General features: G+C 44.9%; 21 protein-coding genes. 18 read left to right on the top strand and 3 right to left on the bottom strand.

Annotated features, from left to right (window positions below):
• Positions 1-13: 13 nt before the first annotated feature.
• Positions 14-931 carry an IS5 family transposase gene (locus tag sps_RS10500; RefSeq protein WP_077752481.1) on the top strand — a complete coding sequence of 306 codons (918 nt, stop codon included), beginning with the start codon at positions 14-16 and terminating at the stop codon, positions 929-931.
• Between the two features lie 92 nt (positions 932-1023).
• Here the strand turns inward: sps_RS10500 and dapD are convergent, their stop codons facing one another.
• The 3 genes from dapD to map form a co-directional block, all read right to left on the bottom strand.
• Positions 1024-1848 (bottom strand): 2,3,4,5-tetrahydropyridine-2,6-dicarboxylate N-succinyltransferase, encoded by an 825-nt coding sequence (gene dapD / locus sps_RS10495; protein ID WP_077752480.1) that lies wholly within the window; start codon positions 1846-1848, stop codon positions 1024-1026.
• Positions 1849-2036: 188 nt separating this feature from the next.
• Entirely contained in the window at positions 2037-4610 is a 2574-nt protein-coding gene (gene glnD / locus sps_RS10490; RefSeq protein WP_077752479.1) for a bifunctional uridylyltransferase/uridylyl-removing protein GlnD, read from the bottom strand.
• 105 nt (positions 4611-4715) lie between these two features.
• The gene (gene map, locus sps_RS10485; RefSeq protein ID WP_077752478.1) at positions 4716-5513 is read right to left on the bottom strand and encodes a type I methionyl aminopeptidase; all 798 of its coding nucleotides are present in this window, start codon (positions 5511-5513) and stop codon (positions 4716-4718) included.
• Between the two features lie 336 nt (positions 5514-5849).
• Between map and rpsB the strand changes: the two genes are divergently transcribed.
• The 17 genes from rpsB to tilS all read left to right on the top strand — a co-directional run bounded on the left by rpsB (position 5850) and on the right by tilS (position 25656).
• Positions 5850-6578 (top strand): 30S ribosomal protein S2, encoded by a 729-nt coding sequence (rpsB, locus tag sps_RS10480; RefSeq protein ID WP_077752477.1) that lies wholly within the window; start codon positions 5850-5852, stop codon positions 6576-6578.
• Positions 6579-6694: 116 nt separating this feature from the next.
• Positions 6695-7543, top strand: coding sequence for a translation elongation factor Ts (gene tsf, locus sps_RS10475; protein ID WP_077752476.1), 849 nt, complete (start codon positions 6695-6697; stop codon positions 7541-7543).
• An 89-nt stretch (positions 7544-7632) separates the two neighbouring features.
• On the top strand, positions 7633-8373 hold the full coding sequence (gene pyrH, locus sps_RS10470) for a UMP kinase (protein ID WP_077752475.1): 741 nt from the start codon (positions 7633-7635) through the stop codon (positions 8371-8373).
• Positions 8374-8471: 98 nt separating this feature from the next.
• On the top strand, positions 8472-9029 hold the full coding sequence (gene frr / locus sps_RS10465; protein WP_077752474.1) for a ribosome recycling factor: 558 nt from the start codon (positions 8472-8474) through the stop codon (positions 9027-9029).
• Positions 9030-9108: 79 nt separating this feature from the next.
• Positions 9109-9903: a polyprenyl diphosphate synthase gene (gene uppS / locus sps_RS10460; protein ID WP_077752473.1), complete on the top strand. Its 795-nt coding sequence runs from the start codon at positions 9109-9111 to the stop codon at positions 9901-9903.
• 18 nt (positions 9904-9921) lie between these two features.
• Entirely contained in the window at positions 9922-10779 is an 858-nt protein-coding gene (locus sps_RS10455) for a phosphatidate cytidylyltransferase (protein WP_077752472.1), read from the top strand.
• A 4-nt stretch (positions 10780-10783) separates the two neighbouring features.
• Complete coding sequence (ispC, locus tag sps_RS10450) at positions 10784-11971, top strand: 1-deoxy-D-xylulose-5-phosphate reductoisomerase (protein ID WP_077752471.1); 1188 nt, start codon at positions 10784-10786, stop codon at positions 11969-11971.
• An 18-nt stretch (positions 11972-11989) separates the two neighbouring features.
• Positions 11990-13357 carry a sigma E protease regulator RseP gene (rseP, locus tag sps_RS10445; protein WP_077752470.1) on the top strand — a complete coding sequence of 456 codons (1368 nt, stop codon included), beginning with the start codon at positions 11990-11992 and terminating at the stop codon, positions 13355-13357.
• Positions 13358-13388: 31 nt separating this feature from the next.
• Positions 13389-15872: an outer membrane protein assembly factor BamA gene (gene bamA, locus sps_RS10440; RefSeq protein ID WP_077752469.1), complete on the top strand. Its 2484-nt coding sequence runs from the start codon at positions 13389-13391 to the stop codon at positions 15870-15872.
• Between the two features lie 80 nt (positions 15873-15952).
• Positions 15953-16447, top strand: coding sequence for an OmpH/Skp family outer membrane protein (locus sps_RS10435; protein WP_077755637.1), 495 nt, complete (start codon positions 15953-15955; stop codon positions 16445-16447).
• Between the two features lie 19 nt (positions 16448-16466).
• On the top strand, positions 16467-17492 hold the full coding sequence (lpxD, locus tag sps_RS10430) for a UDP-3-O-(3-hydroxymyristoyl)glucosamine N-acyltransferase (RefSeq protein WP_077752468.1): 1026 nt from the start codon (positions 16467-16469) through the stop codon (positions 17490-17492).
• 28 nt (positions 17493-17520) lie between these two features.
• On the top strand, positions 17521-17979 hold the full coding sequence (fabZ, locus tag sps_RS10425) for a 3-hydroxyacyl-ACP dehydratase FabZ (protein WP_077752467.1): 459 nt from the start codon (positions 17521-17523) through the stop codon (positions 17977-17979).
• A complete protein-coding gene (gene lpxA / locus sps_RS10420; RefSeq protein WP_077752466.1) occupies positions 17976-18743 on the top strand; it encodes an acyl-ACP--UDP-N-acetylglucosamine O-acyltransferase in 768 nt (255 codons plus the stop codon). Before fabZ ends, lpxA begins: the two co-directional genes overlap by 4 nt.
• Positions 18744-18818: 75 nt before the next feature.
• Entirely contained in the window at positions 18819-19964 is a 1146-nt protein-coding gene (gene lpxB, locus sps_RS10415; protein ID WP_077752465.1) for a lipid-A-disaccharide synthase, read from the top strand.
• Between the two features lie 36 nt (positions 19965-20000).
• Positions 20001-20657: a ribonuclease HII gene (gene rnhB / locus sps_RS10410; RefSeq protein WP_077752464.1), complete on the top strand. Its 657-nt coding sequence runs from the start codon at positions 20001-20003 to the stop codon at positions 20655-20657.
• Positions 20658-20778: 121 nt separating this feature from the next.
• Positions 20779-24252, top strand: a complete 3474-nt coding sequence (gene dnaE / locus sps_RS10405; RefSeq protein WP_077752463.1) for a DNA polymerase III subunit alpha — start codon at positions 20779-20781, stop codon at positions 24250-24252.
• The gene (gene tilS, locus sps_RS10400; RefSeq protein ID WP_077752462.1) at positions 24253-25656 is read left to right on the top strand and encodes a tRNA lysidine(34) synthetase TilS; all 1404 of its coding nucleotides are present in this window, start codon (positions 24253-24255) and stop codon (positions 25654-25656) included. It begins immediately after the preceding gene.
• Positions 25657-25703: the final 47 nt, after the last annotated feature.

Raw genomic sequence — 25703 nt, 5'->3', positions numbered from 1 at the left:
TGGAAACATCAAGATGGGTAAAGCTAAGCGTAAAATGACCAATTGGTCTCAGTACAATAAGGCATTGATTAATCGAGGGTCCTTGACCTTTTGGATTGATGAGCACGCCATTAGCTCTTGGTGTTGCTCTGAACATCACGGCCGCCGTGGCCGTGGGTATATTTACTCTGATGTTGCTATTGAAACTGCATTGGTTGTTAAAGGTGTATTCAACTTATCACTGAGAGCACTAGAAGGTTTCACTACCTCGGTTTTCCAGCTTATGGATGTGCCACTAACCTCACCAAGCTATAGCTGCATTAGCAAACGTGCCAAGACCGTAAATATCAAATATCGCTCACCGAGTCGTGGCTCTGTGGCACATGTAGTGATTGATTCAACGGGCCTCAAAGTTTACGGCGAGGGAGAATGGAAGACTCGAAAGCATGGTAAAGAAAAGCGTCGTACCTGGCGTAAGTTACACCTCGCAGTAGATGCGAATACGCATGAAGTCGTAGCAGCAGAAGTCACTCTGGTTAACGTTGCTGATAATGAAGTGTTACCCACATTAATCAAGCCGTTAAGAAGACAGATTAAACAAGTTTCTGCTGATGGAGCATACGACACCAAAGCGTGTCACAAACTACTTCAGCGTAAAGGTTGCAAACCAACTATCCCACCAAGAAGCAGTGCTGGGTTTTGGGAGGATGGGCATCCTCGAAACGAGGCAGTGAGAGCCCTCAAAAATAATGAGTTAGCGCAATGGAAGAAGGAAAATGACTATCACTTACGGTCACTATCTGAAACAGCAATGTACCGATATAAGCAACTAATTAGTCCGAAACTTAGCCTACGAGATTATAATGCTCAAGTAGGTGAAGCGCTGGCAGGTGTAAAGGCAATGAACAAAGTCATAAGACTAGGAATGCCAGTTAGGAAACAGCCTGCCTAGTTAGCTCAAACCCTTGGAGTAGCTGCATCTATAGCGAGGATTTGATCAACAACGCCTATCTGTAAAGGTGACTAACAGATTAAACGGTGAGGTTAGTCAACAATTCTTAATAATTCATTGATACCGACTTTACCGCGAGTCTTAGCATCGACTTTCTTGACTATGATGGCGGCGTAGAGGTTATATTTACCGCACTTTGAAGGTAAGGTACCCGAAACCACAACAGAGCCGGCAGGAACACGACCATAGTGGACCTCGCCGGTTTCACGATCATAGATACGTGTACTCTGGCCAAGATAGACCCCCATAGAGATCACGCTGCCCTCTTCGACAATAACCCCTTCCACGACTTCCGAGCGCGCTCCGATGAAACAGTTATCTTCGATGATAGTCGGCCCTGCTTGTAATGGCTCTAGTACACCACCTATGCCGACGCCACCTGATAGGTGAACATTCTTACCAATCTGGGCACATGAACCAACAGTCGCCCAAGTATCGACCATGGTACCTTCATCCACATAGGCACCAAGGTTTACGTAAGAAGGCATCAGTACTGTGTTCTTACCGATGAAAGAGCCTTTACGTACCGTTGCTGGTGGTACGACACGGATAGCCTCTTCTTTGAAGCGCGCTTCGTCATAATCGGCAAATTTCATGGGGACTTTATCGAAGTACTTAGTCTCACCGCCATCGATAACGCAGTTGTCGAAAATTCTGAAAGACAGCAATACAGCTTTCTTCAACCACTGGTGTACATGCCATTGGCCATCAATCTTCTCGGCGACTCTGGCTTCACCTTTATCAAGCATGTTAATCACTTTCTCAACATCTGCACGTACACTTGAATCTACTGTGCTAGGGCTGATCTCGGCGCGAGCTTCAAAAGCCGCCTCTATACGTTGGCGTAAAGCCTCCATTTACTTCTCCCAATTTTATTAGATTATTTGTTTGTATTTACCCATCACAAGATGGATGTAATTATACGATAAACTTGCATAAGTATTTACAACAAAGTTGGCATAAGTGAGATTTATCTGGAATATCTCTTATGCCATTCAATGAGACACTGTTTATGCTACTTAAGCTTTCTTACATGAGTCTGAATCTAAGCCGTTTGTTTTAGCGTTTGAATCAGGCTTTCGCTTAGTACTTGCTGTTGCTCATCGGTTAATTGTTCACCATGGGTATTTTGCAGTATAAAGAAATCTTCTGCTCTTTCACCTATGGTTGTGATTTTGGCTGCCATCAATTTAATGTTGCAACGATAAAGTGTTTCACCAATTTTTGCCAGTAAACCAGGGCTGTCTAACGTGATGAGCTCCATCATACTGGTGCCATGTCGACGTGACGGTAAAAAGCTCACGTGAGTTGCCACTTTAAAAGGCTTCATCTGGCGAGGTATTTTTTTAAATTTCGGTAACTTAGGGGTGTCTTTACTCAAGGACTTTGTTAACGCTTTCTTAAGGCCTTGAATTCTGGCGATCTGAGATACAGGGTTACCATCCTGCTCTAAAATGACAAAAGAATCTAGCGCATAATTATCTTTTGAAGTCATTACGCTGGCATCATGAATATTGATATTTTTATTATCAAGTACGGCCACTACAGTGGCGAATAACTTAGGTTTATCTGAGCCATAGACAAATAATTCAGTTCCCCCTCGAATGGTATGCTTGGAGATAAGTACTAAAGGCTCATCGTGTTTATGTTTGAGAATCGCTTCAGAGTGCCAGGCGATTTGATTGGGCTGATGCTTCAGAAAATAATCGGCTTTAAACCTTTGCCATAGTAGGTCTAATTTTTTTTCCTTTATGCCTCGACGAAGGAGCTCCTTTTTGGCTTTAGCTTGATGTTCACGTACACGTGCGCGAATATCTATGGGCTTCTCCTTGCCTCTAGCTAATACACGCTGGGTGGAAAAATACAGATCCCTAAGTAGGGAGCCCTTCCAGCTATTCCAGGTTTTTTCATTGGTGGCGCATATGTCGGCAACAGTTAGGCAATAAAGGTAACTTAAACGAACGGCATCTCTGACTTTATCTGCAAATTCTGCGATGACATCAGGATCTGAAATATCTCGCCGTTGAGCGGTGATAGACATGACTAAGTGATTTTCAACTAACCAACTTACAAGTCTGCCATCATGATTGTTAAGGCCATGGATTTTACAGAAATTAAGCGCATCTATCGCCCCTAATTTACTATGATCGCCTCCTCGACCTTTACCAATATCATGAAAAATGGCGGCTAAAACTAACAGTCCTTTCTTGGGGAGTTGGTTGATGAGTACTGAGCCCAGTGGAAACTCTTCTTTCTGTTCTGGCTGTGAGAAACGGTCAATATTGAGTAATAATCTGTGAGTGTGTTCATCTACTGTGTAAGCATGGAATAGATCGAACTGCATTTGCCCTTCAATGTCACGCCACGCAGGGAGATAAGCAGATAAGACGCCATGCCGATGCATCAAAGAGAGTGATGCGACTCCTCTGGGATGACGGAGTATTTCTAAAAACACCGCTCTGCACGTTTCATGTTCCATTAAAGGTTTACTAAGTAAGCGTCTTGCCTTTCGTAAACTCCTTAAGGTAGGTGCGTAAATCCCCTTGATATTGGAGTTTTTTGCAACCAAGAGGAAAAGCTTCATTATCTCTACAGGTTCATCGAACTTATTTTCCGTTAAGCCTTCGATAAAGGTGCCGCGAAGTTGATAATCTCTATTAATAGGCGTAATTTTTAACGCTTTTGTGTGACCTAAGGTTGCCCGCTTGAAATGCTGTAATAGCATCTGATTGAGCTCCATAACGCGTCTAACAGTTCGATAATAGCGCTTCATCATCTGCTCAACACCAAGTTGAGTGGCGTCCTCATACCCCATGATGTCTGCGACTTGACGCTGTAGGTCGAATAATAAGCGGTTCTCGTCCCGACCTGAAATCAGATGCAAAGCAAATCTCAACTCCCAAAGAAATGACTGGCACTCTAAGAGTTCTTCTAATTCTTCAGGCTCAAGAAACCCATGAGCAACCAGATCTTCAGCCTTCGACGCATCGAAATATCGCATCGCAACCCAAGCTATAGTATGAATATCCCTCAAGCCACCAGGGCAGGTCTTGAGGTTAGGCTCGAGATCGAAGGCATTGGCTTTTGCATGGCGGGCGATTTGTTCGTCTCGCTTAGCGATGTAAAATTTGTCTGCCGGCCAAAAGTCATCCTTTCTTATGGCAACATACAGCGAATGGTATAACTCACTGGGACCGCATAATAATCGTGATTCAAGTAAGTTAGTCGCGATGGTGACATCGTTCAGACCTTGGGCTAAAGTTTCATCGATGCTTCGTACACTGTGTCCGACTTCTAAACCCGCGTCCCAGAGAAAGGCAATATATTTACTTAATGCTTTTTCAGCAGCTTCACAGAGCGCTGAATCACTGAGGAACAATAAATCGACATCTGACTGGGGATGTAATTCGGCTCGGCCATATCCGCCGACCGCAACGAGTGCGATAGGGAATTCGTTTAAATTGTGGCTCTCCCACTGCTGAATCAGCAGCTTATCAACAAATTGGCTGCGTTGAAATACGAGGTGCTTTATCGAATTTTCCTGACGGAATCGTGCTAATAAATCGTGATTTTGAGCGAGAAGTGAAGCTTTAGCGAGTTGGGCAGATTCTGTGGACATTGGGTTCCTCGAAACAAAATGAAACCAATTTACTTATGTAAATTGGTTTCTGTTGTATCCCACAGAATTCAGCTATTAAATTAGAAGGTAAAAAAAGCGACTAATTTAGTGGTTGATAATTCTTGGGAAATCTTCTTCAGCACGAAGGGTAAGTACTTCAACGCCAGTTTTGGTGATAAGCAAGGTATGCTCCCACTGAGCAGAATTTTTACCATCTGAAGTCGTGACTGTCCAGTTATCTTCTTTATCAAGAATAGAAGTATGACGGCCGGCGTTTATCATGGGCTCGATAGTGAAACACATACCGGGTCTTAATACTGTCTTATCGCTATTTTTGTAATGCATCACCTGAGGCTCTTCATGGAAACCTTCACCGATCCCGTGACCACAGTAATCTTTAACTATGGTGTATTTTTCTAGGCCAGTTTTCTTGGTCTTGATAAACTTTTCGACTATGGTGCCAATTTCACCCAATTTCATTCCCGGGCGCACCTTACGAATGCTGGCATATAAGCTTTCTTGAGCGATACGACACAGGCGCATATCTTTGGGGGTGACCTCACCAATTAAAAACATCTTCGACGTATCGCCGTGGTAACCATCTAAGATCACAGTAATGTCGATATTGATTACGTCACCGTCTTTCAGGGCACGATCGCTGGGGATACCATGACAGATAACCTCATTGATTGAGGTACAGATAGACTTGGGGAAGCCATGATAATTGAGAGGGGCCGATATCGCACCATGTTCTTCGGTAAACTTTGCACAGATATCGTTAAGCTCATTCGTGGTGACACCGGCTTTCACGAAGGGGGCCACCATCTCTAAGACCTCGGCCGCTAACTTACCAGCAGCACGCATTTTTTCTATCTGTTCGGCAGTCTTTATCACTATACTCATTTAGCTATCTCTCGTGTCTCAATTTATGAGGGGTGGTGCGCATTCTTATTAGTGTAAAACACTCGTAAAATTTGTGTTCTCTCTCCTAATATGGTATAAAGCGCGCCGTTATGTTTGACTCTAATCTCATCTTTGGTGGTGTGAAGATACTCACTATTCAATGTAATAGGGATTCTAGCAAAAACCTAAGATGCAGAGTTAAGATGGCGGCCATTATACATGGCTATTTATTAAATACTAAATCACACACGTATCGACACATTCTTCGGGGTGCCTGTATAGGTCGAAGATATGGGATGCGTGGAGGTCTAACCCCTAACAATTTAAGGTAATAAAATGACTACAGTTTCAATGCGCGACATGCTACAAGCCGGTGTTCACTTCGGTCACCAGACTCGTTACTGGAATCCAAAGATGAAGCCTTTCATCTTTGGTGCTCGTAATGGTGTTCACATCATCAACCTAGAGCACACAGTGCCTATGTTCAATGAAGCTCTTGCTTTCATCAGCAACATCGCTTCAAAGAAAGGTAAGGTTCTTTTTGTTGGTACTAAGCGTGCTGCAAGCGAAGCTATCAAAGAGTCTGCAATCTCTTGTGACCAGTACTATGTTGATCACCGCTGGTTAGGCGGTATGTTGACTAACTGGAAAACAGTGCGTCAATCAATCAAGCGTCTTAAAGATCTTGAAAGCCAGTCTGTAGATGGTACTTTCGACAAGCTTACTAAGAAAGAAGCTTTGATGCGTACTCGTGAGCTTGAGAAATTAGACAAGTCTCTTGGTGGCATTAAGAACATGGGCGGCCTGCCTGACGTTCTTTTCGTTATCGGTGCAGATCATGAGCATATCGCTGTTAAAGAAGCAAACAATCTGGGTATCCCAGTTGTTGCTATTGTTGATACTAACTCTTCACCAGACGGTATCAACTACATCGTTCCTGGAAATGATGATGCAATGCGCTCTATTCGTTTGTACACTGAGACTGTTGCTGCTGCCGCAAAATCTGGCCGTGGTCAAGATCTTGCTGTTCAAGCTGAGCAAGACGGTTTCGTAGAAGCCGAATAATAGGGGCGATGATTTTCATCCCTTATTAACCAAGATACATGATTGGTGAACAGGGGCCTTAAGGCCCCTGTTTTATATCTATTGAATTTGTAGAATTATCTATAGAGGATTTAACAATGGCAATTACTGCTGCCCAAGTTAAAGAACTTCGTGAGCGCACTGGCGCTGGCATGATGGATTGTAAGAAAGCGTTGGTTGAAACTGATGGTGACATCGAACTAGCGATCGATAACATGCGTAAGAGCGGTGCTGCAAAGGCTGCTAAAAAAGCGGGTAACATCGCTGCTGAAGGTACAATCCTGATTAAAAATAGCGAAGGTTTTGCTGCGCTTTTAGAAGTTAATTGTCAAACAGACTTCGTTGCAAAAGATGCAAACTTCCTAGCATTCGCTAATTCTGTACTGGAAGTTGCAGCTGCATCTAAAGTCACTATCGAAGATCTGAAAGTTCAGTTCGAAGAAACACGTGTTGCACTAGTGACTAAAATCGGTGAAAACATCAACGTTCGTCGCGTTGAGTACATCGATGGTGCTAAGCTAGCATCTTACCGTCACGGTGAGCGTATCGGTGTTGTTGTGGCTGGTGAAGCTGACGAAGAAACGCTTAAGCACGTAGCAATGCACGTTGCTGCTTCTAAGCCTGAATTCGTCAACCCTGAAGATGTTCCTGCTGCTCTTGTTGAAAAAGAAAGAACACTTCAGATCGAAATCGCTATGAACGAAGGCAAGCCTGCTGAGATTGCTGAGAAAATGGTTTTCGGAAGAATGAAGAAGTTTACTGGTGAGATATCTCTTACTGGCCAAGCTTACATCATGGAGCCTAAGAAAACTGTTGGTGCAATTCTTAAAGAGAAAGGTGCTACTGTATCAAACTTCGTTCGTTTAGAAGTTGGCGAAGGTATCGCGAAGAAAGAAGAAGATTTTGCTGCTGAAGTAGCTGCACAAATCGCTGCTACTAAGGCTTAATCTCCTTTTGTAAGCACTCCTAAGACCGCGGCATTTGCTGCGGTCTTATTGTATGATTTTACCTATCGGCATCAATCAGGACATTAAAAATGAGCACGAATCCTAAACCAGCATTTCGACGTATTCTTCTTAAACTCAGTGGTGAAGCCTTAATGGGCGAAGAAGGCTTTGGCATAGATCCCAAAGTATTAGATCGTATGGCTCAGGAGATTAAAGAACTGGTTGAGCTCGGCATTCAGGTAGGTGTTGTTATCGGTGGCGGTAACTTATTCCGTGGCGAGGGGCTTGCACAAGCGGGCATGAATCGGGTAGTCGGTGATCATATGGGCATGCTAGCCACAGTGATGAACGGTTTAGCCATGCGCGACGCCCTACACCGAGCTTACGTCAATGCAAGGCTAATGTCTGCTATTCCACTTAAAGGCGTCTGTGATGATTATAACTGGGCCGAAGCTATTAGTTTGCTAAAGTCTGGACGTGTGGTTATTTTTGCCGCAGGAACGGGTAATCCTTTCTGCACAACTGACTCTGCTGCTTGCTTGCGCGGTATCGAAATCGAAGCAGAAGTTGTGATCAAAGGAACTAAAGTAGATGGTGTCTACTCTGATGATCCAGTGAAGAACCCAGATGCAGTAAAGTATGATGAAATGGGTTACGATGAAATTTTGGAAAAAGAATTAAAAGTGATGGATCTTGCCGCATTTACCATGGCGAGAGATCACAACATGCCAATATTGGTATTTAACATGAATAAGCCTGGCGCCCTACGTCGAGTCATTATGGGTGAGCGAGAAGGCACAATGATCAAAGCAAGCACAACAACGAGTTAAGAAATATTGTAATATCCAGTCAGCAAAAATTAATGATTTAGTGTGACTGGATAGTCCTATGACTTAGAATTTAGTGACTTATTTAAAGGATATTTATCGTGATAAACGAAATTAAAACAGATGCTCAAACACGTATGGCTAAATGTGTAGAAGCCACTAAGACTCAGATGGCTAAAGTCCGTACCGGGCGTGCTCATCCAAGCCTTTTAGATTCGATTAAGGTCTCTTATTACGGTTCAATGACACCGCTTAAGCAAGTGGGTAATGTCACTATCGAAGATTCTCGTACTCTGGCTGTTTCTGTGTTTGATGCCACTATGATCCAAGCAGTTGAGAAAGCTATCATGACTTCAGATCTAGGTTTAAACCCTATGTCTGCGGGTGCCATCATCCGAATCCCACTTCCTGCATTAACTGAAGAGCGTCGCAAAGACCTTATCAAGGTTGTACGTGCAGAAGCTGAGAATGGACGTATTTCTGTTCGTAACGTGCGCCGCGATGCTAACTCAGATATTAAAGAATTAGAGAAAGATAAAGAGTGTACCGAAGATGATGTGCACCGTACCGAAGATGAGATTCAGAAGTTCACCAATGCTCATATTAAGGAGATTGATGATATCTTGTCTGCAAAAGAAGCAGAGTTGATGGAAGTCTAATCTAGAGCTAAGAAACTAGAGTTAAGACGCCGTGTAGCGGTATACTACACGGCGTTTGCTTTTTTAAGGGTTGTAATAGATGTCAATCGATTCCCAGTCTGGTTCTGAATTCTCTCCCGAGGAGATCGAAGAGCTTGTTAAACAGTCTAAGCCTAAACACGTTGCCATCATCATGGATGGCAACGGACGCTGGGCACAGGCGCAGGGGAAACCCAGAGTGATGGGGCACAAGGCGGGAGTTAAAACCGTCAGACGAGCCGTGAGTACCGCCAGAGAGATGGGAATCGACTCGTTAACTTTATTTGCATTTTCCAGTGAAAACTGGCGCAGGCCCGATAAAGAGGTCTCTCTCTTGATGGAGCTCTTCTTTACTGTGTTGCAGCGTGAAATAAAGTTGCTGCATAAAAATGGGGTTAGGCTCAATATTATTGGCGACATCAGTCGTTTTTCTGAACGCTTACAGAAGCAAATTGCCGCAGCGGAAGCAAAAACAGCAGGTAATACCGATCTGGTTTTGAATGTGGCGGCTAACTATGGTGGCCGTTGGGACATCATGCAGGCCGCACAAGCACTCGCTAAAAAGGTTGAAACCGGTGAAATGGTCAGCAGTCAGTTCACTGAAGAAGCTTTAAGTCAGCATTTATGCATGCAAAACCAAGCCGAAGTTGATTTAATGATACGGACCGGTGGGGACTATCGTATTAGTAATTTCATATTGTGGCAGGCCGCTTATGCCGAGTTGGTATTTACCGACACTTTATGGCCAGATTTTGATGAAAATGCTTTTAAACAGGCTGTTGCAACTTTTGCATCTCGACAACGAAGATTCGGCCTGACTGGTTGCCAAATAGAGTCGATGCAGTCCGAGTCATAATTTTTTGAGGATTTTTTTTTGCTAAAACAACGAATAATAACAGCAATTTGGCTGATTCCCTTGGTTTTAGGGGCGGTGTTTTTCCTTCCAACTGAGTTCTTTTCCTGGATATTGGTGCCTGTATTTTTGATTGCTGCCAAGGAGTGGGGACAGATTATCGATAAGCGCTGTCAAATGACGCAGTGGAGCTTTACTATCACCATAGGTGCGTTATTAATCGCACTCAATCTTTTTGTTCCTAGCGATGAACTCTGGTTTAAAGGCCATCTTCATCCAATTTATTTGGCCATCATCTTGATTGGTGCTTTATGGTGGGCTATTTCACTTTTATTGGTGCTCTCTTTTCCAAAGAGTTCGGCTTTGTGGCAAAAGAGCCACATGTTCAAGTCTATGTTTGGACAACTTACCCTGATTCCTTGTTTTGCAGCCCTGATTGCCCTTAAGGGGTTAAGTTCAGAAGCAGACCCTTATTACGGTGGGGTGTTAGTCTTCTTGGTCATGCTTGTGGTTTGGGCTACAGATAGCGGAGCATATTTTGCGGGTAAAGCCCTTGGGCGTACTAAATTGATGCCTAACGTAAGTCCAGCCAAGACTATCGAAGGCCTCGTGGGTGGTTTACTTACCAGCATGATTATTGTGATAGGCGTGATGCTAGCTTCACCAGAGCAGGAGTTAGGCTTGGTCGTTGCCGTGACCTTATTTATCGCCATAGTCTCGGCGGTGGGAGACTTGTCAGAGAGTATGTTTAAGCGGGTGGCGGATATTAAAGATTCGGGCACCATATTGCCTGGGCATGGTGGCATACTCGATAGAATAGACAGTCTGACAGCTGCGCTGCCTGTGTTTACACTTATTTATATCGCATTTTGGATGTAACCTAATGCAAAGAATGGTCATACTTGGCGCAACTGGATCCATAGGTACTAGCACCTTAAGTGTCATTAACCACAATCCTGAGGCTTATTCCATCTACGCCTTGGTGGCGAATACTAATGTGGATAAAATGTTGGCTCTGTGTATAGATCACAAGCCAACGATTGCCCATATGGTCGATGTCGATGCCGCCAAGCTTTTACGCCAGCGTTTACCAGCAAACTCTGGCATTGAAGTTACGACTGGGGCGACGGAGCTTGATGATCTTGTCAGTGCATCTTGTGTCGATACTGTTATGGCCGCAATTGTTGGTGCGGCGGGCTTATTGCCGACTTTAGCTGCCGTTAAAGCGGGTAAGCGAGTCCTATTAGCGAATAAAGAGTCGCTGGTGATGTCTGGCAGGCTGTTTATCGAAGCGATGAAGGCCTCTGGTGCACAAGTGTTGCCAGTAGACAGTGAGCATAATGCAATATTTCAGGCTTTACCTGAGCCGATTCAGAGCAATATCGGCTACTGCGATCTTGATGGTGCAGGTATATCGCATATTTTGCTGACAGGTTCAGGGGGCCCTTTTCTTACTTCACCTCTGGATTCTCTTAGCGCCATGACACCGGCTCAGGCATGTAAACATCCTAATTGGTCTATGGGTCGTAAGATTTCTGTTGATTCCGCTAGCATGATGAATAAGGGCCTCGAATATATAGAGGCTCGTTGGTTATTCAATACCACTTCTGAGCAGCTGAAGGTTGTTATTCATCCCCAGAGTGTTATTCACTCTATGGTTCAGTATCGGGATGGCTCGGTTTTAGCTCAGTTGGGTAACCCTGATATGCGTACGCCAATCGCTCATTGTATGTCTTATCCACAAAGAATTAACTCGGGAGTTGAACCTTTAGATTTTTTCACAGTCGGACAATTAAGCTTTCTTGAGCCTGATTTCGAACGATTTCCTTGTCTTTCTCTTGCCATAGAGGCTTGTAAGCAAGGTCAGGAAGCGACGACAGTGTTAAATGCAGCAAATGAAATATCGGTTGCTGCTTTTTTGGAAAACAAGTTAAAGTTTACTGATATAGCCAGAATAAATGAAACGTGTTTGAGCAAGGTGTCGATGAATTCTTTAAAGAGTCTGGATGATATTATTGCATTAGATACACAAACACGCAGATTTGCTTTAGAGTTGGTAGCAAAGATTTAACTACCTCAAAGGATGGGAATGATCGACTTTCTGTGGAACTTAGGTTCCTTTGTTATTGCATTAGGCATCTTAATTGCTGCACATGAATATGGTCACTTTTGGGTGGCTAGGCGTTGTGGGGTTAAAGTTGAGCGTTTTTCTATCGGCTTTGGTAAAGCGATATGGCGAAGAGTGGGTAAAGATGGCACCGAATACGTGTTAGCTATGATTCCTCTTGGCGGTTATGTCAAGATGCTTGACGAACGTGTGGATGATGTTCCGGAAGAATTAAAAGATCAAGCGTTTAACCGAAAAACGGTTTGGCAGCGTATCGCCATAGTTGCAGCTGGGCCTTTGGCCAATTTCATTTTTGCCATTATTTCACTTTATTTCATGTACCTTATTGGCGTACCAGCACTCAAGCCCGTTATTGATGCTACACGTATAGATACGCCCGCTGCGCAAATTCAAATTCATGAGCCTATGCTGATAACTTCGGTTGAAGGCAAGCGTGTGCGTAATTGGGAAGAGGTGACTTACGCCTTGGTGAGTGAGATTGGTGAGCCACATATTGATATCACCTTAGCGCCTCTGGAATATAGTGCCGATGACGCACTAGGTACTAAATATAGATTAAACACGGAATCCTGGGAGTTCGATCCGGATAAAGAGTCGCCCATCGCTTCATTGGGACTCGATTTCTATAGACCCGAAATAACTCCTGTTTTAGGATTAGTGAGCCCAGATGGCGCGGCTGCGGCCGCAGGCTTAGAAGTCGGAGATATCTTAGTCGCCGTTGATGGTGTGCCCTATGATGAGTGGGACGATTTCGTCAGTAAGATAAAAGCATCAGCTAATCAAACTGTATTAATTACAGTTAGACGAGATGGTGAACAACTTCAGCTCAAAGTGATCCCTAGTGAACGTGAAGGTTCACTAGGTCAAGTCGAAGGTGTTATCGGTGTTGCACCTACTCAAGCGGATTGGCCGGAAAATATGAAGCTTCAGCTTGAGTATGGTTTCATCGAATCATTTGGGGTAGCGACAGATAAAACATGGCAACTTATCTCTGTCAGTTTTAAGATGATCGGCAAACTGATCACTGGGGATCTGTCTGTTAAAAATTTAAGTGGACCAATATCCATAGCACAAGGTGCTGGTAACAGTGCTAACTATGGATTGGTTTACTTTTTAGGTTTCCTCGCATTAATCAGCGTTAACTTAGGTATTATTAATTTACTGCCTTTGCCCGTGCTTGATGGGGGACACTTGTTGTATTACTTCATCGAAGTGATCACAGGAAGACCTGTACCAGAGAAGGTACAGGAAATTGGATTCAGATTTGGGGCAGCCATGCTGCTGATGTTGATGAGCGTCGCGCTTTTCAACGATTTCTCCCGACTCTGAGCAAGGACACACACATAATTAGAAGTGCTCTATGAGATTTAATAAACTTTTTGCCTCGATGGTATTAGTCGGTGCGTCTTTATCAGGGAACGGTTGGGCAGAAACATTCCAGCCATTTGAAGTCACAGATATCCAAATTCAAGGACTACAACGTGTAGCTCTTGGTGCTGCCTTACTGACTATTCCAGTCAAGGTAGGTGATACTGTCGATGAACTTAAACTTCAACAAGCGATTAAAAGCTTGTATGCCTCGACGAACTTCGAACATATCGAAGTCAGTCGTGATGGCGGTGTTCTGATTGTCACCGTCAAAGAACGACCAACCATCAGTTCGGTTACTTTCGAAGGTAACAAGGACATCAAAGATGAGCAGCTTCAAGAGAGCTTAGACGGCTCTGGTGTGAAGGTGGGTGAGTCGTTAGACAGAACCATGCTGGCCGGTATCGAAAAAAGCCTACAAGACTTCTATTATGGTGTTGGAAAGTACGGTGCTAAAGTGAAAGCTGAAGTCGTTAACTTGCCCCGTAACCGTGTCGAGTTACAATTTAATTTTACCGAAGGTCTAGCCGCTGAAATCAAGCAGATTAATGTTGTCGGTAATGAAGTCTTCACCGATGCTGAATTGATCGGTATGTTGGAACTTAAAGATTACGTCGCTTGGTGGGATCTGTTTGGTGAACGCCGTTATCAGAAACAGAAACTTCAGGCCGATCTAGAAACGGTAAAGAGTTTCTATCATAACCGGGGTTATATTCGTTTCGATGTGACTTCGACTCAGGTCGCCATGACCCCAGATCGCAAAGGTTTGTATATCACCATCAATGTCGATGAGGGTGAACAGTATACAGTCACAGAAGTAAACCTTACCGGCGACCTGATGGGTCGTGAGAAGGTGATGAAGGCCATTCTGCCTATCAAGGTTGGTGACACTTATAATGGTGCCGACGTGACATTTGCCGAAGAGATGTACGGCAAGTATTTAGGTCGTTTCGGTTACGCCTACCCAGAAGTTCAGACTTACCCTGAAATTGACGATGAGGCAAAAGAAGTGAGCCTCAACGTCAATATTAAACCGGGTAAACGTGTCTATGTGCGTAGCATTAATTTTTCCGGTAACCAAGTGACTAAAGATGAGGTCATGCGCCGTGAGTTGCGTCAGATGGAAGGTGCTTGGCTTAATTCGGCTCAAGTCGAGCAATCAAAGGCACGTTTGAATCGTCTTGGTTACTTTGAAACTGTCGATACCGAAACTGTACAGGTTCCTGGCACCGATGATCTGGTCGACATAGCGTTCAACGTGAAAGAGCAGCCCTCTGGTTCGTTTAATGCCGGTGTTGGTTATGGTACTGAGTCAGGTATGAGTCTGCAGTTCGGTGTGCAGCAGAGTAACTTCTTAGGTACGGGTAATCAGGCGGGTATCAATCTTAATACCAACAAGTATTCTAAGAATGTGAATTTGTCGTTTACCGACCCATACTTTACCAAAGATGGTGTCAGCTTAGGCGGCAGCGTTTATTGGAACGAGTTTGATGCACATGAAGCTAATCTTGAGCGATATAAGAACAGCTCCTATGGTGTTGCACTTAACTCCGGATTCCCTATCAACGAATATAACCGTATCAACGGTGGTATAGGTTACCGTCATAACACTATTTCAGAGATTTCGGCCTATGAGCAGGCACTTAGATTCTATAACATCTACCGAGATGACCAAGATCCTAATGCCGACTTAGCGTTTAATAACTTCGAGGCTAACTTAGGCTGGTATCGCAGTACATTGAACCGAGGCACATTCCCATCGGATGGTTCATCTCAGCGTTTAAGTACTAAGATAACGATACCGGGCTCAGATCTGCAGTATTTCAAGGCAGATTTTGATACCAGTTTCTATTTCCCAATCACTCGCAGTCACAAGTGGGTAGTATTAGCGAAAGCTCGTGTTGGCTATGGTAATGGTTATGGGCAATTTAATAATAACGACCAGATCTTGCCTTTCTGGGAAAACTATTATTCTGGGGGCAGCAGTTCACTCCGCGGTTTTAAGTCTAATTCGGTGGGTCCGCGTTCATTCTACTTGAGTCGTGGTTTAGAGCCTTGTTCTCCAGATCCATCGGGGGACGGATGTTATCTGCCAGGTGATCCAAATAAGATCCAGGTGAGTTCTGGTAACTCTATCGGTGGTAATGCGATTGCAACTGCCAGTTTTGAAATGATTGTGCCTACACCTTTCTTGGATGAGGCTTACACTAACTCGGTACGTACCAGCTTCTTCTTCGATGCGGGTAACGTGTGGGATACTGAGTTTGATTATGATTCTTATAGATACCTTCCGGCTCATGAATTTGATAAACTTCAAGATTACTCTGATCCAGGTAGGATTCGAGCCTCTGCGGGTATGAGTATTCAATGGTTATCTCCTATGGGACCTATGGTATTTAGCTTGGCGTGGCCTGTTAAGGAATACGAGGATGATGAAACTGAAATCTTCTCGTTTAACATTGGTAAAACTTTCTAGATTAATATTTAAAAAATAGACAGTTAAAATACAGAATAATCGGCAAGTTTTGCTGAATAAAGGAGTTTATTGTGAAAAAGATGTTTAATCGCGCGATGATGGTATTGGTTCTTCTTGGTGCACCTATAGCGGCGCAAGCAGAGAAGATTGCAGTGGTAGATATGCAGGCCGTCTTTGAGCAGTTGCCTCAGCGCGAGCAAGTGAGCAAGACGCTGAAGACTGAATTTGGTGATCGTGTTGCCAGTGTGCAGAAGATGCAAGAAGAGCTTCGTGGCATGCTTGAGAAGCAGCAACGTGATGGCGCGTTAATGAGTGAGTCTCAGAAAACCGAAATGGTACGCAAGATGGAGTCGATGAAATCTGAGCTGCAGCTTAAGGGCAAGGCTTTAGATGAAGATATGCGTCGTCGTCAAGGTGAAGAACAGAATAAGCTACTGGTTAAAGTTCAGCAGGCAATCAATGCTATCGCAGAAAAAGATAGCTATGACATGGTGCTACAGCGTGGTGCGGTCATCTATGTTAAGCCAACAGCAGATATCAGCAGTAAAGTCGTCGAAGCACTCAGTAAAGGTTAATGGTAAAGGCTAATCATAAATGAAAAGCTATACCCTAAAAGAACTGGCTAGTATATTAGGTGCAGAGATTCGAGGTGATGAGGCATTGGAAGTATCCAGTGTCGCCACCTTGGATAATGCGACTCAAGGTCAGCTCTCTTTTTTAGCGAATGCTAAATATCGTGCTCAGCTGGAGAATACTAAGGCAAGCGCAGTATTGATCTCGGCTCAAGAAGTCGAAGGTTTTACCGGTAATGCTCTGGTATTAAACGATCCCTATGTAGGTTTTGCTCGTGTTTCTCAGCTCATGGATACCACACCCAAAGCAGCTATTGGGATACACGATTCTGCAGTCATTCACCCTTCGGCTAAGTTAGCTGAAGGTGTTGCAATAGGTGCTAATGCCGTTATTGGTGAAAACGTTATTCTTTCTGAAAATGTCCAAGTCGGCCCTGGTTGTGTTGTTGGCCAAGACTGTATCTTAGGTTCTGGCACTCGATTGTGGGCGAATGTCACCCTTTATCACGATGTGCATCTGGGGCAAGACTGCATAATACATTCGGCAGCAGTCATTGGCTCTGATGGCTTCGGTTACGCCAATGAGCGTGGATTATGGATTAAGATCCCCCAGACTGGTGGCGTTCGTATCGGCAATCGAGTCGAGATTGGTGCCAGCACTACGGTGGATCGCGGTGCTATCGAACATACCCAGATACATGATGGTGTGATACTGGATAATCAAGTACAGATAGCGCATAACGATATCATAGGTGAAAACACGGCCATTGCAGGTAACTCGACAATTGCGGGTAGTACACAGATTGGTAAGTACTGCATCATAGGTGGTAATAGTGCTGTTGCGGGGCATTTAAGCATAGCCGATGGTACTCATATCTCAGGTGGTACTAATGTCACCAGTATTATCCGTAAGCCTGGGGTGTATACATCTACAACTGTCGCCATGGAAAACAAGTTATGGCGTAGGAATACCGTGAGATTTAAACAGTTAGATGAACTTTTTCAACGAGTCAAAAAGCTTGAGAAATCGAATCAAACAGAAAATTAACTGCCGAGTGGCAGCCTAAGGAAAATGTGTGTCAAATGAATTAAATACCATGGATATCAAAGAGATTATGACCTCTCTTCCCCATAGATATCCTTTTTTATTGATCGATCGAGTTTTGGATTACACTCCTGGTGAAACTTTGCATGCGATCAAGAATGTCACTATCAATGAGCCATTTTTTCAGGGACATTTCCCGGTTCAGCCAGTGATGCCTGGTGTTTTGATCTTAGAAGCCATGGCTCAGGCGACAGGATTACTCGCTTTTAAAACTAACGAATTAGCAATGGACAATTCGCTCTATTACTTCGCTGGCATAGATAAGGCGCGTTTTAAGCGAGTGGTTGAGCCGGGCGATCAACTACACTTTGAAGTTAAGTTGGTTAAAGAGCGCCGCGGGATAGGGGTGTTCACAGGCGTTGTTAAGGTTGATGGTGAGTTAGTTTGCTCAGCAGAGATCATGTGTGCTCGCAGAGAGATTAAAAAGTGATAGATAAATTAGCGTTTGTACATCCTGATGCCAAAATTGGTAACAATGTCACCATCGGTCCTTGGACCTATATTGGTGCCTATGTTGAAATTGGTGACGACTGTTGGTTAAGCTCCCATGTCGTAGTCAAAGGCCCGACTGTCATCGGCAAAGGTAATAAAATCTTTCAATTTGCCTCTGTTGGTGAAGATTGCCAAGACAAGAAATATGCAGGTGAAGCAACGCGACTCATCATGGGCGATAACAACATCGTGCGTGAATCTGTGACTATACATAGGGGAACCACCCAAGATAAGGGTGAGACTCGCATAGGATCAAACAATTTGTTTATGGCCTATGTTCATATCGCCCACGATTGTGTGGTGGGTGATAATGTTATCATGTCTAACAATGCTTCAATTGCCGGTCATGTACATGTGGGGGATTGGGCCATATTAGGCGGGCTCACAGGTGTGCATCAATTTGTTCATATCGGTGCTCATGCATTTACTGCCGGTTATTCATTGATCTTGCAAGATGTGCCACCTTTCGTGATGGCATCGGGTCAACCTGGTATTCCTCGTGGACTGAACAGTGAAGGCATGAAACGCCGTGGCTTCTCGAAAGATAGTCAGATAGCTGTTAGACGAGCCTATAAGACCCTCTATCGTAAAGGCTTGACAGTCGATGAGGCTATCGTGGCTTTATCTGAAGAGTCAGATGATGAGCAAGTTAAGTTTATGATTGATTTTGTCGCTAATTCTAATCGTGGCATTATCCGCTAGATCTTTCTGATCCGAGCCTGTATTAATGACGGGCTCTCTATTCTCCATTCGTTACTATTTTAAGACTCGTATCCTATGAGCGAAAAAAGACAGATGATATTTGCTATGGTTGCCGGAGAGCTTTCTGGTGATATTTTAGGCGCTGGGTTAATCAAAGCGCTACAGGAATGCTATCCCGATGCACGATTTATCGGTATTGGCGGACCTCGTATGGAAGCCTTAGGTTTTGAATCTTTGTTCTCCTATGAAGAGCTTGCTGTGATGGGCATAGCCGAAGTCTTGTCTCGTCTTCCTCGATTATTGAAAGTTCGTAAAACCTTGATCCTTGAGATATGTTCCATTAAGCCAGATTGCTTCATAGGTATCGATGCTCCTGATTTTAATATTGGTCTCGAGCTCAAATTAAAATTGCGGGGGATCAAGACGGTACATTATGTCAGTCCTTCAGTATGGGCTTGGCGACCGAAACGCATTTTCAAAATTGCCAAGGCGACAGATATGGTGTTGTCATTGCTGCCTTTTGAAAAAGCGTTTTACGATAAACATAAAGTGCCATGTACCTTTGTGGGTCACACCTTAGCGGATGATATCCCTCTGGCTAGTGATAAAATTGAAGCTCGCAAAGCCTTGGGCTTAGATCTTCAAGCAGAATACCTAGCGGTTTTACCCGGTTCTCGTGGTGGTGAGCTTAAACTGTTAGCTGAGCCTTTCGTTCGCGCAGCTAAGATAATCAAGCAGAAATATCCCGATATTCTTTTCGTGACTCCGGTTGTGAATGCTAAGCGTCGTGTTCAGTTTGAAGCGGCTCTGAAAACATATGCCCCAGATCTTGAAATCCATATCATAGAAGGTCACTCGCGAGAGGTCATGGCAGCAAGTGACTGTATCTTGTTGGCTTCGGGGACCGCGACTCTGGAAGCTATGTTAGTCAAGCGGCCCATGGTTGTCGCCTATCGTGTGAGTCCAATCACTTATCGAATTGCTAAGTCATTGATGCTTATCGATAAGTATTCTCTGCCTAATCTACTTGCTGGAGAGAATTTAGTGACTGAACTTATTCAGGAAAACTGTACTCCTGAGTTGATCGCTGATGCTGTGACAGAGCAGTTAGATGGGGATTTTACCCAACTAGATAATAGGTTTCTCGAGCTTCATGAACAGTTGAGATGTAACGCCAGTGCACGGGCCGCAGAGGCCGTTGTTAAGCTCATCTCTCACTAGATTTTTGTTTTAGCTCTCAGTTAGCAGGTATTAAGTATGGCAATATTTAAAGGTATTACTCCCGAACAGATCGATATCTTGAGTGTGGGTTTATATGCCGGCGTCGACGAGGTTGGTCGAGGGCCACTGGTTGGAAATGTGGTCACGGCTGCGGTGATTTTGGACCCCAATAATCCAATCTCTGGGCTGAATGATTCTAAGAAGCTGACCGAGAAGAAACGTGAGGCTTTGTTCACCGAAATCCATGAAAAAGCGCTGTCCATTAGTGTTGGCCATGCGACGCCAGAAGAGATAGATGAACTCAATATATTACATGCCACCATGTTAGCCATGCAAAGAGCCGTAGCTGGATTAGAGCTTAAGCCGGTGAAAGTCTTAGTCGATGGCAATCGGACCCCCAATTTTCATCACGGTGACAACAAGGAGCTTGTTCTCGAGGCCCATGCTGTAGTGAAAGGTGATGGTTTGATTGCCGGGATAAGTGCGGCCTCAATCGTGGCCAAGGTTATTCGTGACAGGGAGATGGAACTGCTCGATATGGAGCATCCTGAATATGGTTTCGCTAAACATAAAGGCTATCCCACCAAGACTCATTTCCAAGCCTTAGAGCAACATGGTGTGCTAGCTGAACATAGGAAGAGCTTTCGCCCGGTAAGAGAAAGATTAACCAAGGATCTGGAAACCAGAAACTAACTACATATTATGCTCCTTTAACTTACCGTTCTGGCTTGGTCTGTCTGACTCTGTTAATCTTTCTCAGGCTTTCACCGTCCCTTTTTTACTAATTTCTTTACTAATTTAAGTACTCAAAAATATGTCTGATCCCAGTTTTGTGCATCTGCGCGTCCACAGCGATTTTTCCATGTCTGATGGCCTAGCCAAAGTGAAGCCTATCTTAGCTAAGGTGTCAGAGCTTGGCATGCCGGCTGTTGCGTTAACCGATCAGACTAACCTATGTGGTCTAGTTAAATTCTATGGTGCCTGTCATGGTACGGGTATAAAGCCCATCATAGGTGCCGACTTTTGGGTTAAAGTCCCTGGTTTCGACAAAGATTTATGTTCGATTACTGTGTTAGCCATGGATAATGATGGGTATTTGAATTTAACTTTATTAATCAGTGATGCTTATCTGAGGGGCCATATCGATGATAGAGCCGTTATCGATCAAGATTGGCTGGCTAAATATAGTAAGGGACTAATACTACTCTCGGGTGGAAGACACGGAGATATTGGCAGAGCGCTTCTAAAAGGGAATCAGCCTCAAGTCGATTCATTAGTCGATTTTTATCAGACTCATTTCCCTGACCGTTATTATCTGGAATTGCTCCGCACCGGACGCCCCGATGAGGAGACTTATTTGCATCTGGCAGTGGCGCTGGCTGAAGAGAAAGATTTACCTGTAGTGGCAACCAATCAGGTGGTGTTTAATAGCCCGGAATTTTTCGATGCTCATGAGATCCGTGTCGCAATTTCAGATGGTTTTACCTTAGCCGATCCTCGCCGCCCGAAGAAATACAGTGAGCAACAATATTTTAAGAGCTGCGAGGAGATGTGTGAGCTGTTCGAAGATATTCCTGAAGCGATTGCTAATACAGTGGAGATCGCCAAGCGCTGTAATGTAACAGTACGCTTGGGTGAGTATTTCCTGCCTAACTTCCCTACGGGGGATCTCTCCATCGAAGACTTCTTGGTTAAAGTGTCAGAAGATGGCTTAGAGGAGCGCCTGGAGTTTCTATTTCCCGATCCAGAGGTGAGGGCTGAGAAGCGTCCGGAATACGATAAGCGTCTGGATATTGAACTTAAAGTTATCAACCAGATGGGTTTTCCTGGCTACTTTCTCATTGTGATGGAATTTATTCAGTGGGGAAAAGATCAAGATATTCCAATCGGTCCGGGTCGCGGCTCCGGAGCGGGTTCCTTAGTGGCTTATGCTCTTAAAATTACCGATCTCGACCCTCTGGAGTATGAACTCTTGTTTGAGCGTTTCCTCAACCCTGAACGTGTTTCCATGCCGGATTTTGATATCGATTTTTGCATGGACAGACGAGATGAAGTTATCGATCACGTAGCCGAGCTATATGGTCGTGATGCCGTATCTCAGATCATCACCTTCGGTACCATGGCTGCCAAGGCCGTTATACGAGATGTGGGGAGGGTATTAGGCCATCCCTATGGCTTCGTCGACCGTATCTCTAAAATGGTGCCTGCAGAGCCTGGCATGACTCTGGCAAAAGCCTTCGAGGTCGAACCTGCATTGCAGGAGTCTTACGATGCAGACGAGGAGGTCAAAGATCTCATCGACATGTGTCGGATTTTGGAAGGCGTGACGCGTAACGCGGGTAAGCATGCGGGTGGGGTGGTGATATCGCCTACCACAATTACCGATTTTGCTCCCATCTATTGTGACTCGGAAGGAAAAAACCCGGTTACCCAGTTCGATAAGAATGATGTCGAGACCGCGGGCCTGGTCAAGTTTGATTTCCTGGGACTGAGAACCTTGACCATCATCGACTGGGCTTTGCAGATGATCAACCCCAAGCAGAAAAAATTGGGCAAAGATCCCGTGCGCATCGAGTCGATTCCCCTAGATGATCATAAGAGCTTTAAACTGTTACAGCGCTATGAGACTACGGCGGTATTCCAGCTGGAATCCCGTGGTATGAAAGATTTGATCAAGCGTCTTCAACCAGATAGCTTCGAAGATATGATCGCTCTGGTGGCTTTATTCCGTCCGGGCCCACTTCAGTCCGGCATGGTAGATAACTTTATCGAGCGTAAGCATGGCCGAGAGGAAGTCTCTTTCCCAGATGCTGAGTATCAACATGAGTCTCTACAATGGGTGCTTGAGCCCACCTATGGCATTATTCTTTATCAAGAGCAGGTAATGCAGATCGCTCAGGTTCTCGCTGGTTATTCACTCGGTGGTGCGGATATGCTACGTCGAGCCATGGGTAAGAAGAAACCCGAAGAGATGGCCAAGCAGCGTGGTACCTTCGAAGAGGGAGCCATCAATAACGGTGTCGACGGCGAACTGTCGATGAAAATTTTCGATTTGGTGGAGAAGTTTGCGGGTTACGGATTTAACAAGTCTCACTCGGCTGCCTATGCGCTGGTTTCTTATCAGACACTTTGGCTAAAGACCCACTATCCGGCCGAGTTTATGGCGGCAGTTATGTCAGCTGATATGGACAATACGGACAAGATCGTCATTCTGGTGGATGAGTGTGAACGCATGGGGCAACCTCTGCTGCCACCGGATGTAAACAAGGGCTTGCTGAAATTCAATGTCGATGATGAGGGCAACATCGTCTATGGTATCGGTGCCATCAAGGGGGTGGGTGATGGACCCGTTGAGTCGATACTGGCAGCGCGTAAGGATGGACCATTCAAAGATCTTTTCGATTTCTGTGCCCGAGTCGACCTTAAAAAGTTAAATAAACGCATTATGGAAAAGCTCATCTGTGCCGGTGCCCTGGATAGCTTAGGGCCTCATCGCGCCGCCATGATGGCGACATTACCCGAGGCTGTACGTGCCGCAGATCAAAATGCTAAGGCTGAGGCAATAGGCCAGCACGATATGTTCGGTTTGCTCAATAGTGATCCTGAAGACATTAAGCAGCAATTTGTCCAATGTACCCCTTGGCCGGATAAGGTCTGGCTTGAAGGTGAGCGTGAAACCTTAGGCCTCTACCTGACCGGCCACCCGATTAATCAGTACCTCAAAGAGCTGAAGCATTACACATCGGGTCGCCTCAAAGATGTGCATCCTACCGAGCGTGGCAAGACCATGAAAGCCGCTGGTTTGGTTATTGCCACGCGGGTGATGATGACCAAGCGTGGTTCCAAGATGGGACTGGTGACCTTGGACGATAAGAGTGCCCGCTTGGAAGTGATGCTGTTCACAGAGGCGTTCGAGAAGTTTAACCATCTGTTGGAAAAAGATCGCATCTTGATCATCGAAGGAGAGGTCAGTTTCGATGATTTCTCCGGCGGTAACCGTATGACAGCCAGAAATATCATAGACATGGGTGAGGCGCGTAACCATTTTGCTAGTGCAGTTGAGGTGGATATTGACAGTGACCTAGTCGATGAAACTTGGCTAGATAGCTTCAAACAAGTGGTGGAACCGTGGAAAAAGGGCGCGGTTCCCATCATAGTTAATTATGCTCAACCACAGGCTAAGGCCCAGTTTAAGTTGGGGGATAACTGGAGGGTGAACCCGACAGATGAACTCATGTTGGCGCTGGAAACCTTAACCGGAGCCGGCAAGGTGAGGATCTTGTTCTAAATGTCACCGGATGGAATAAAAAACGACTTCGATGTCGCCGATTTAATCGCTGACCTCGTCGAGTCATCGGGAATTAAACCGGGCGCTAAGTTAGTCCTCGCTTACAGTGGTGGTGTCGATTCTGAGCTGTTAGCGCTAGGCCTTTCTGAGTTTGCCAGAGAGCATACCCAGTACCGTTACTTGTTGATTCATGTTCATCATGGTCTGAGTGATAATGCCGATGCTTGGGCGAGCCATTGTGAGTCAAGGGCTGACTTTTACGGGATCCCCAATAGTATCAAACGGATCGTGGTGGATACTGGCCCGCGTAAGAGCGTCGAGGCCGAGGCGAGAAGTTCACGTTATGATGCAATAAAATCAGAGATGGTGTCTGGTGATGCATTGTTGACAGGGCATCATCTGGATGACCAGCTTGAAACTGTGCTCTTGGCATTAAAGCGAGGCCTAGGTCCTAAGGGGCTATCGGCGATGGGAAGCACGCAAGTTTTCGATGGTGATAAACACATAATTCGACCTCTTTTATCCATCAGCCGCGAGCAGATCGAGATGAAAGCCAAGGGGCTTGGACTGGTTCATATTACCGATGAGAGTAATAGCGATGACAAGTATGACCGTAACTTTCTTCGCTTAGAGATTATCCCCAGACTCAAAGCCCGTTGGGGAGCTATCGCGACAACTGCGAGTCGTAGTGCATTTCTATGTGCCCAGCAACAGGCCGTTATCGACAATGAAGTGAGTGAACGCTTACCCGCTTTTATCTCATCCAGTGAGTGGGGGGATTCTCTCGACTTAGGGCTTCTTGCCGAGCAGAGTGTCAGCTGGCAATCATTGCTCTTTAGAGGTTTTATAAACAGATTAGGCTTTGCTCCACCATCCCAGACTCAATTAGCTCAATCTCTGTCTCAATTATTGACGGCAAGGCGTGATGCCAAGATCGAGCTTCGAATGGGTACATTATTGATTAGACGCTACCAGGGCCGTGCTTATCTTTCGTCGGTAGCGGATGAAAAATGTGAGCCGCATGTTCGGAAGTTTATCGAGGTCGACACCAGCAGTTTATTAGATAAAGATGTAGATATTAGTCTTCTCTTATCCGTGCGTAATAGGCTGTCGATAACTAAGGTGAACAACTCAGACAGGGTGCGTCTTCCTGAGATGGGACTGCAAGTTAGCATTCGCTTTTCAGTTAAGGGAAGTACCAGGTGTCATCCTAGCGATAGAGTTAAAGCCAGAGAGCTGAAAAAATTATGGCAAGAATATGACATTCCACCATGGGAGAGAGAAAGAGTGCCCTGTATTTTTTACGGAGAGCAACTAGTGTGTGCCGTGGGTTATTGGATAGACACCGAATACGTATGCGAACAAGGTGAGCTCGGGTTAGTGTTCACCCCACATCAGGTTTAGTACGTCCAGCGCTGGTGGCTTTGGCTAGATTCACTTCCATATTGGCA

It is taken from the genome of Shewanella psychrophila (assembly GCF_002005305.1).
GTDB lineage: Bacteria > Pseudomonadota > Gammaproteobacteria > Enterobacterales > Shewanellaceae > Shewanella > Shewanella psychrophila.
Note: the sequence above shows the minus strand (reverse complement) of the source record. Positions and strands in the feature narration are given on the sequence as shown.

Excerpts from the sequence above, each read along its gene's own strand:
- sps_RS10500 (WP_077752481.1), top strand. The coding sequence starts at position 14 with ATGGGTAAAGCTAAGCGTAAAATGACCAATTGGTCTCAGTACAATAAG.
- dapD (WP_077752480.1), bottom strand. The coding sequence starts at position 1,848 with ATGGAGGCTTTACGCCAACGTATAGAGGCGGCTTTTGAAGCTCGCGCC.
- glnD (WP_077752479.1), bottom strand. The coding sequence starts at position 4,610 with ATGTCCACAGAATCTGCCCAACTCGCTAAAGCTTCACTTCTCGCTCAA.
- map (WP_077752478.1), bottom strand. The coding sequence starts at position 5,513 with ATGAGTATAGTGATAAAGACTGCCGAACAGATAGAAAAAATGCGTGCT.
- rpsB (WP_077752477.1), top strand. The coding sequence starts at position 5,850 with ATGACTACAGTTTCAATGCGCGACATGCTACAAGCCGGTGTTCACTTC.
- tsf (WP_077752476.1), top strand. The coding sequence starts at position 6,695 with ATGGCAATTACTGCTGCCCAAGTTAAAGAACTTCGTGAGCGCACTGGC.
- pyrH (WP_077752475.1), top strand. The coding sequence starts at position 7,633 with ATGAGCACGAATCCTAAACCAGCATTTCGACGTATTCTTCTTAAACTC.
- uppS (WP_077752473.1), top strand. The coding sequence starts at position 9,109 with ATGTCAATCGATTCCCAGTCTGGTTCTGAATTCTCTCCCGAGGAGATC.
- ispC (WP_077752471.1), top strand. The coding sequence starts at position 10,784 with ATGCAAAGAATGGTCATACTTGGCGCAACTGGATCCATAGGTACTAGC.
- rseP (WP_077752470.1), top strand. The coding sequence starts at position 11,990 with ATGATCGACTTTCTGTGGAACTTAGGTTCCTTTGTTATTGCATTAGGC.
- bamA (WP_077752469.1), top strand. The coding sequence starts at position 13,389 with ATGAGATTTAATAAACTTTTTGCCTCGATGGTATTAGTCGGTGCGTCT.
- sps_RS10435 (WP_077755637.1), top strand. The coding sequence starts at position 15,953 with ATGTTTAATCGCGCGATGATGGTATTGGTTCTTCTTGGTGCACCTATA.
- lpxD (WP_077752468.1), top strand. The coding sequence starts at position 16,467 with ATGAAAAGCTATACCCTAAAAGAACTGGCTAGTATATTAGGTGCAGAG.
- lpxB (WP_077752465.1), top strand. The coding sequence starts at position 18,819 with ATGAGCGAAAAAAGACAGATGATATTTGCTATGGTTGCCGGAGAGCTT.
- rnhB (WP_077752464.1), top strand. The coding sequence starts at position 20,001 with ATGGCAATATTTAAAGGTATTACTCCCGAACAGATCGATATCTTGAGT.
- dnaE (WP_077752463.1), top strand. The coding sequence starts at position 20,779 with ATGTCTGATCCCAGTTTTGTGCATCTGCGCGTCCACAGCGATTTTTCC.
- tilS (WP_077752462.1), top strand. The coding sequence starts at position 24,253 with ATGTCACCGGATGGAATAAAAAACGACTTCGATGTCGCCGATTTAATC.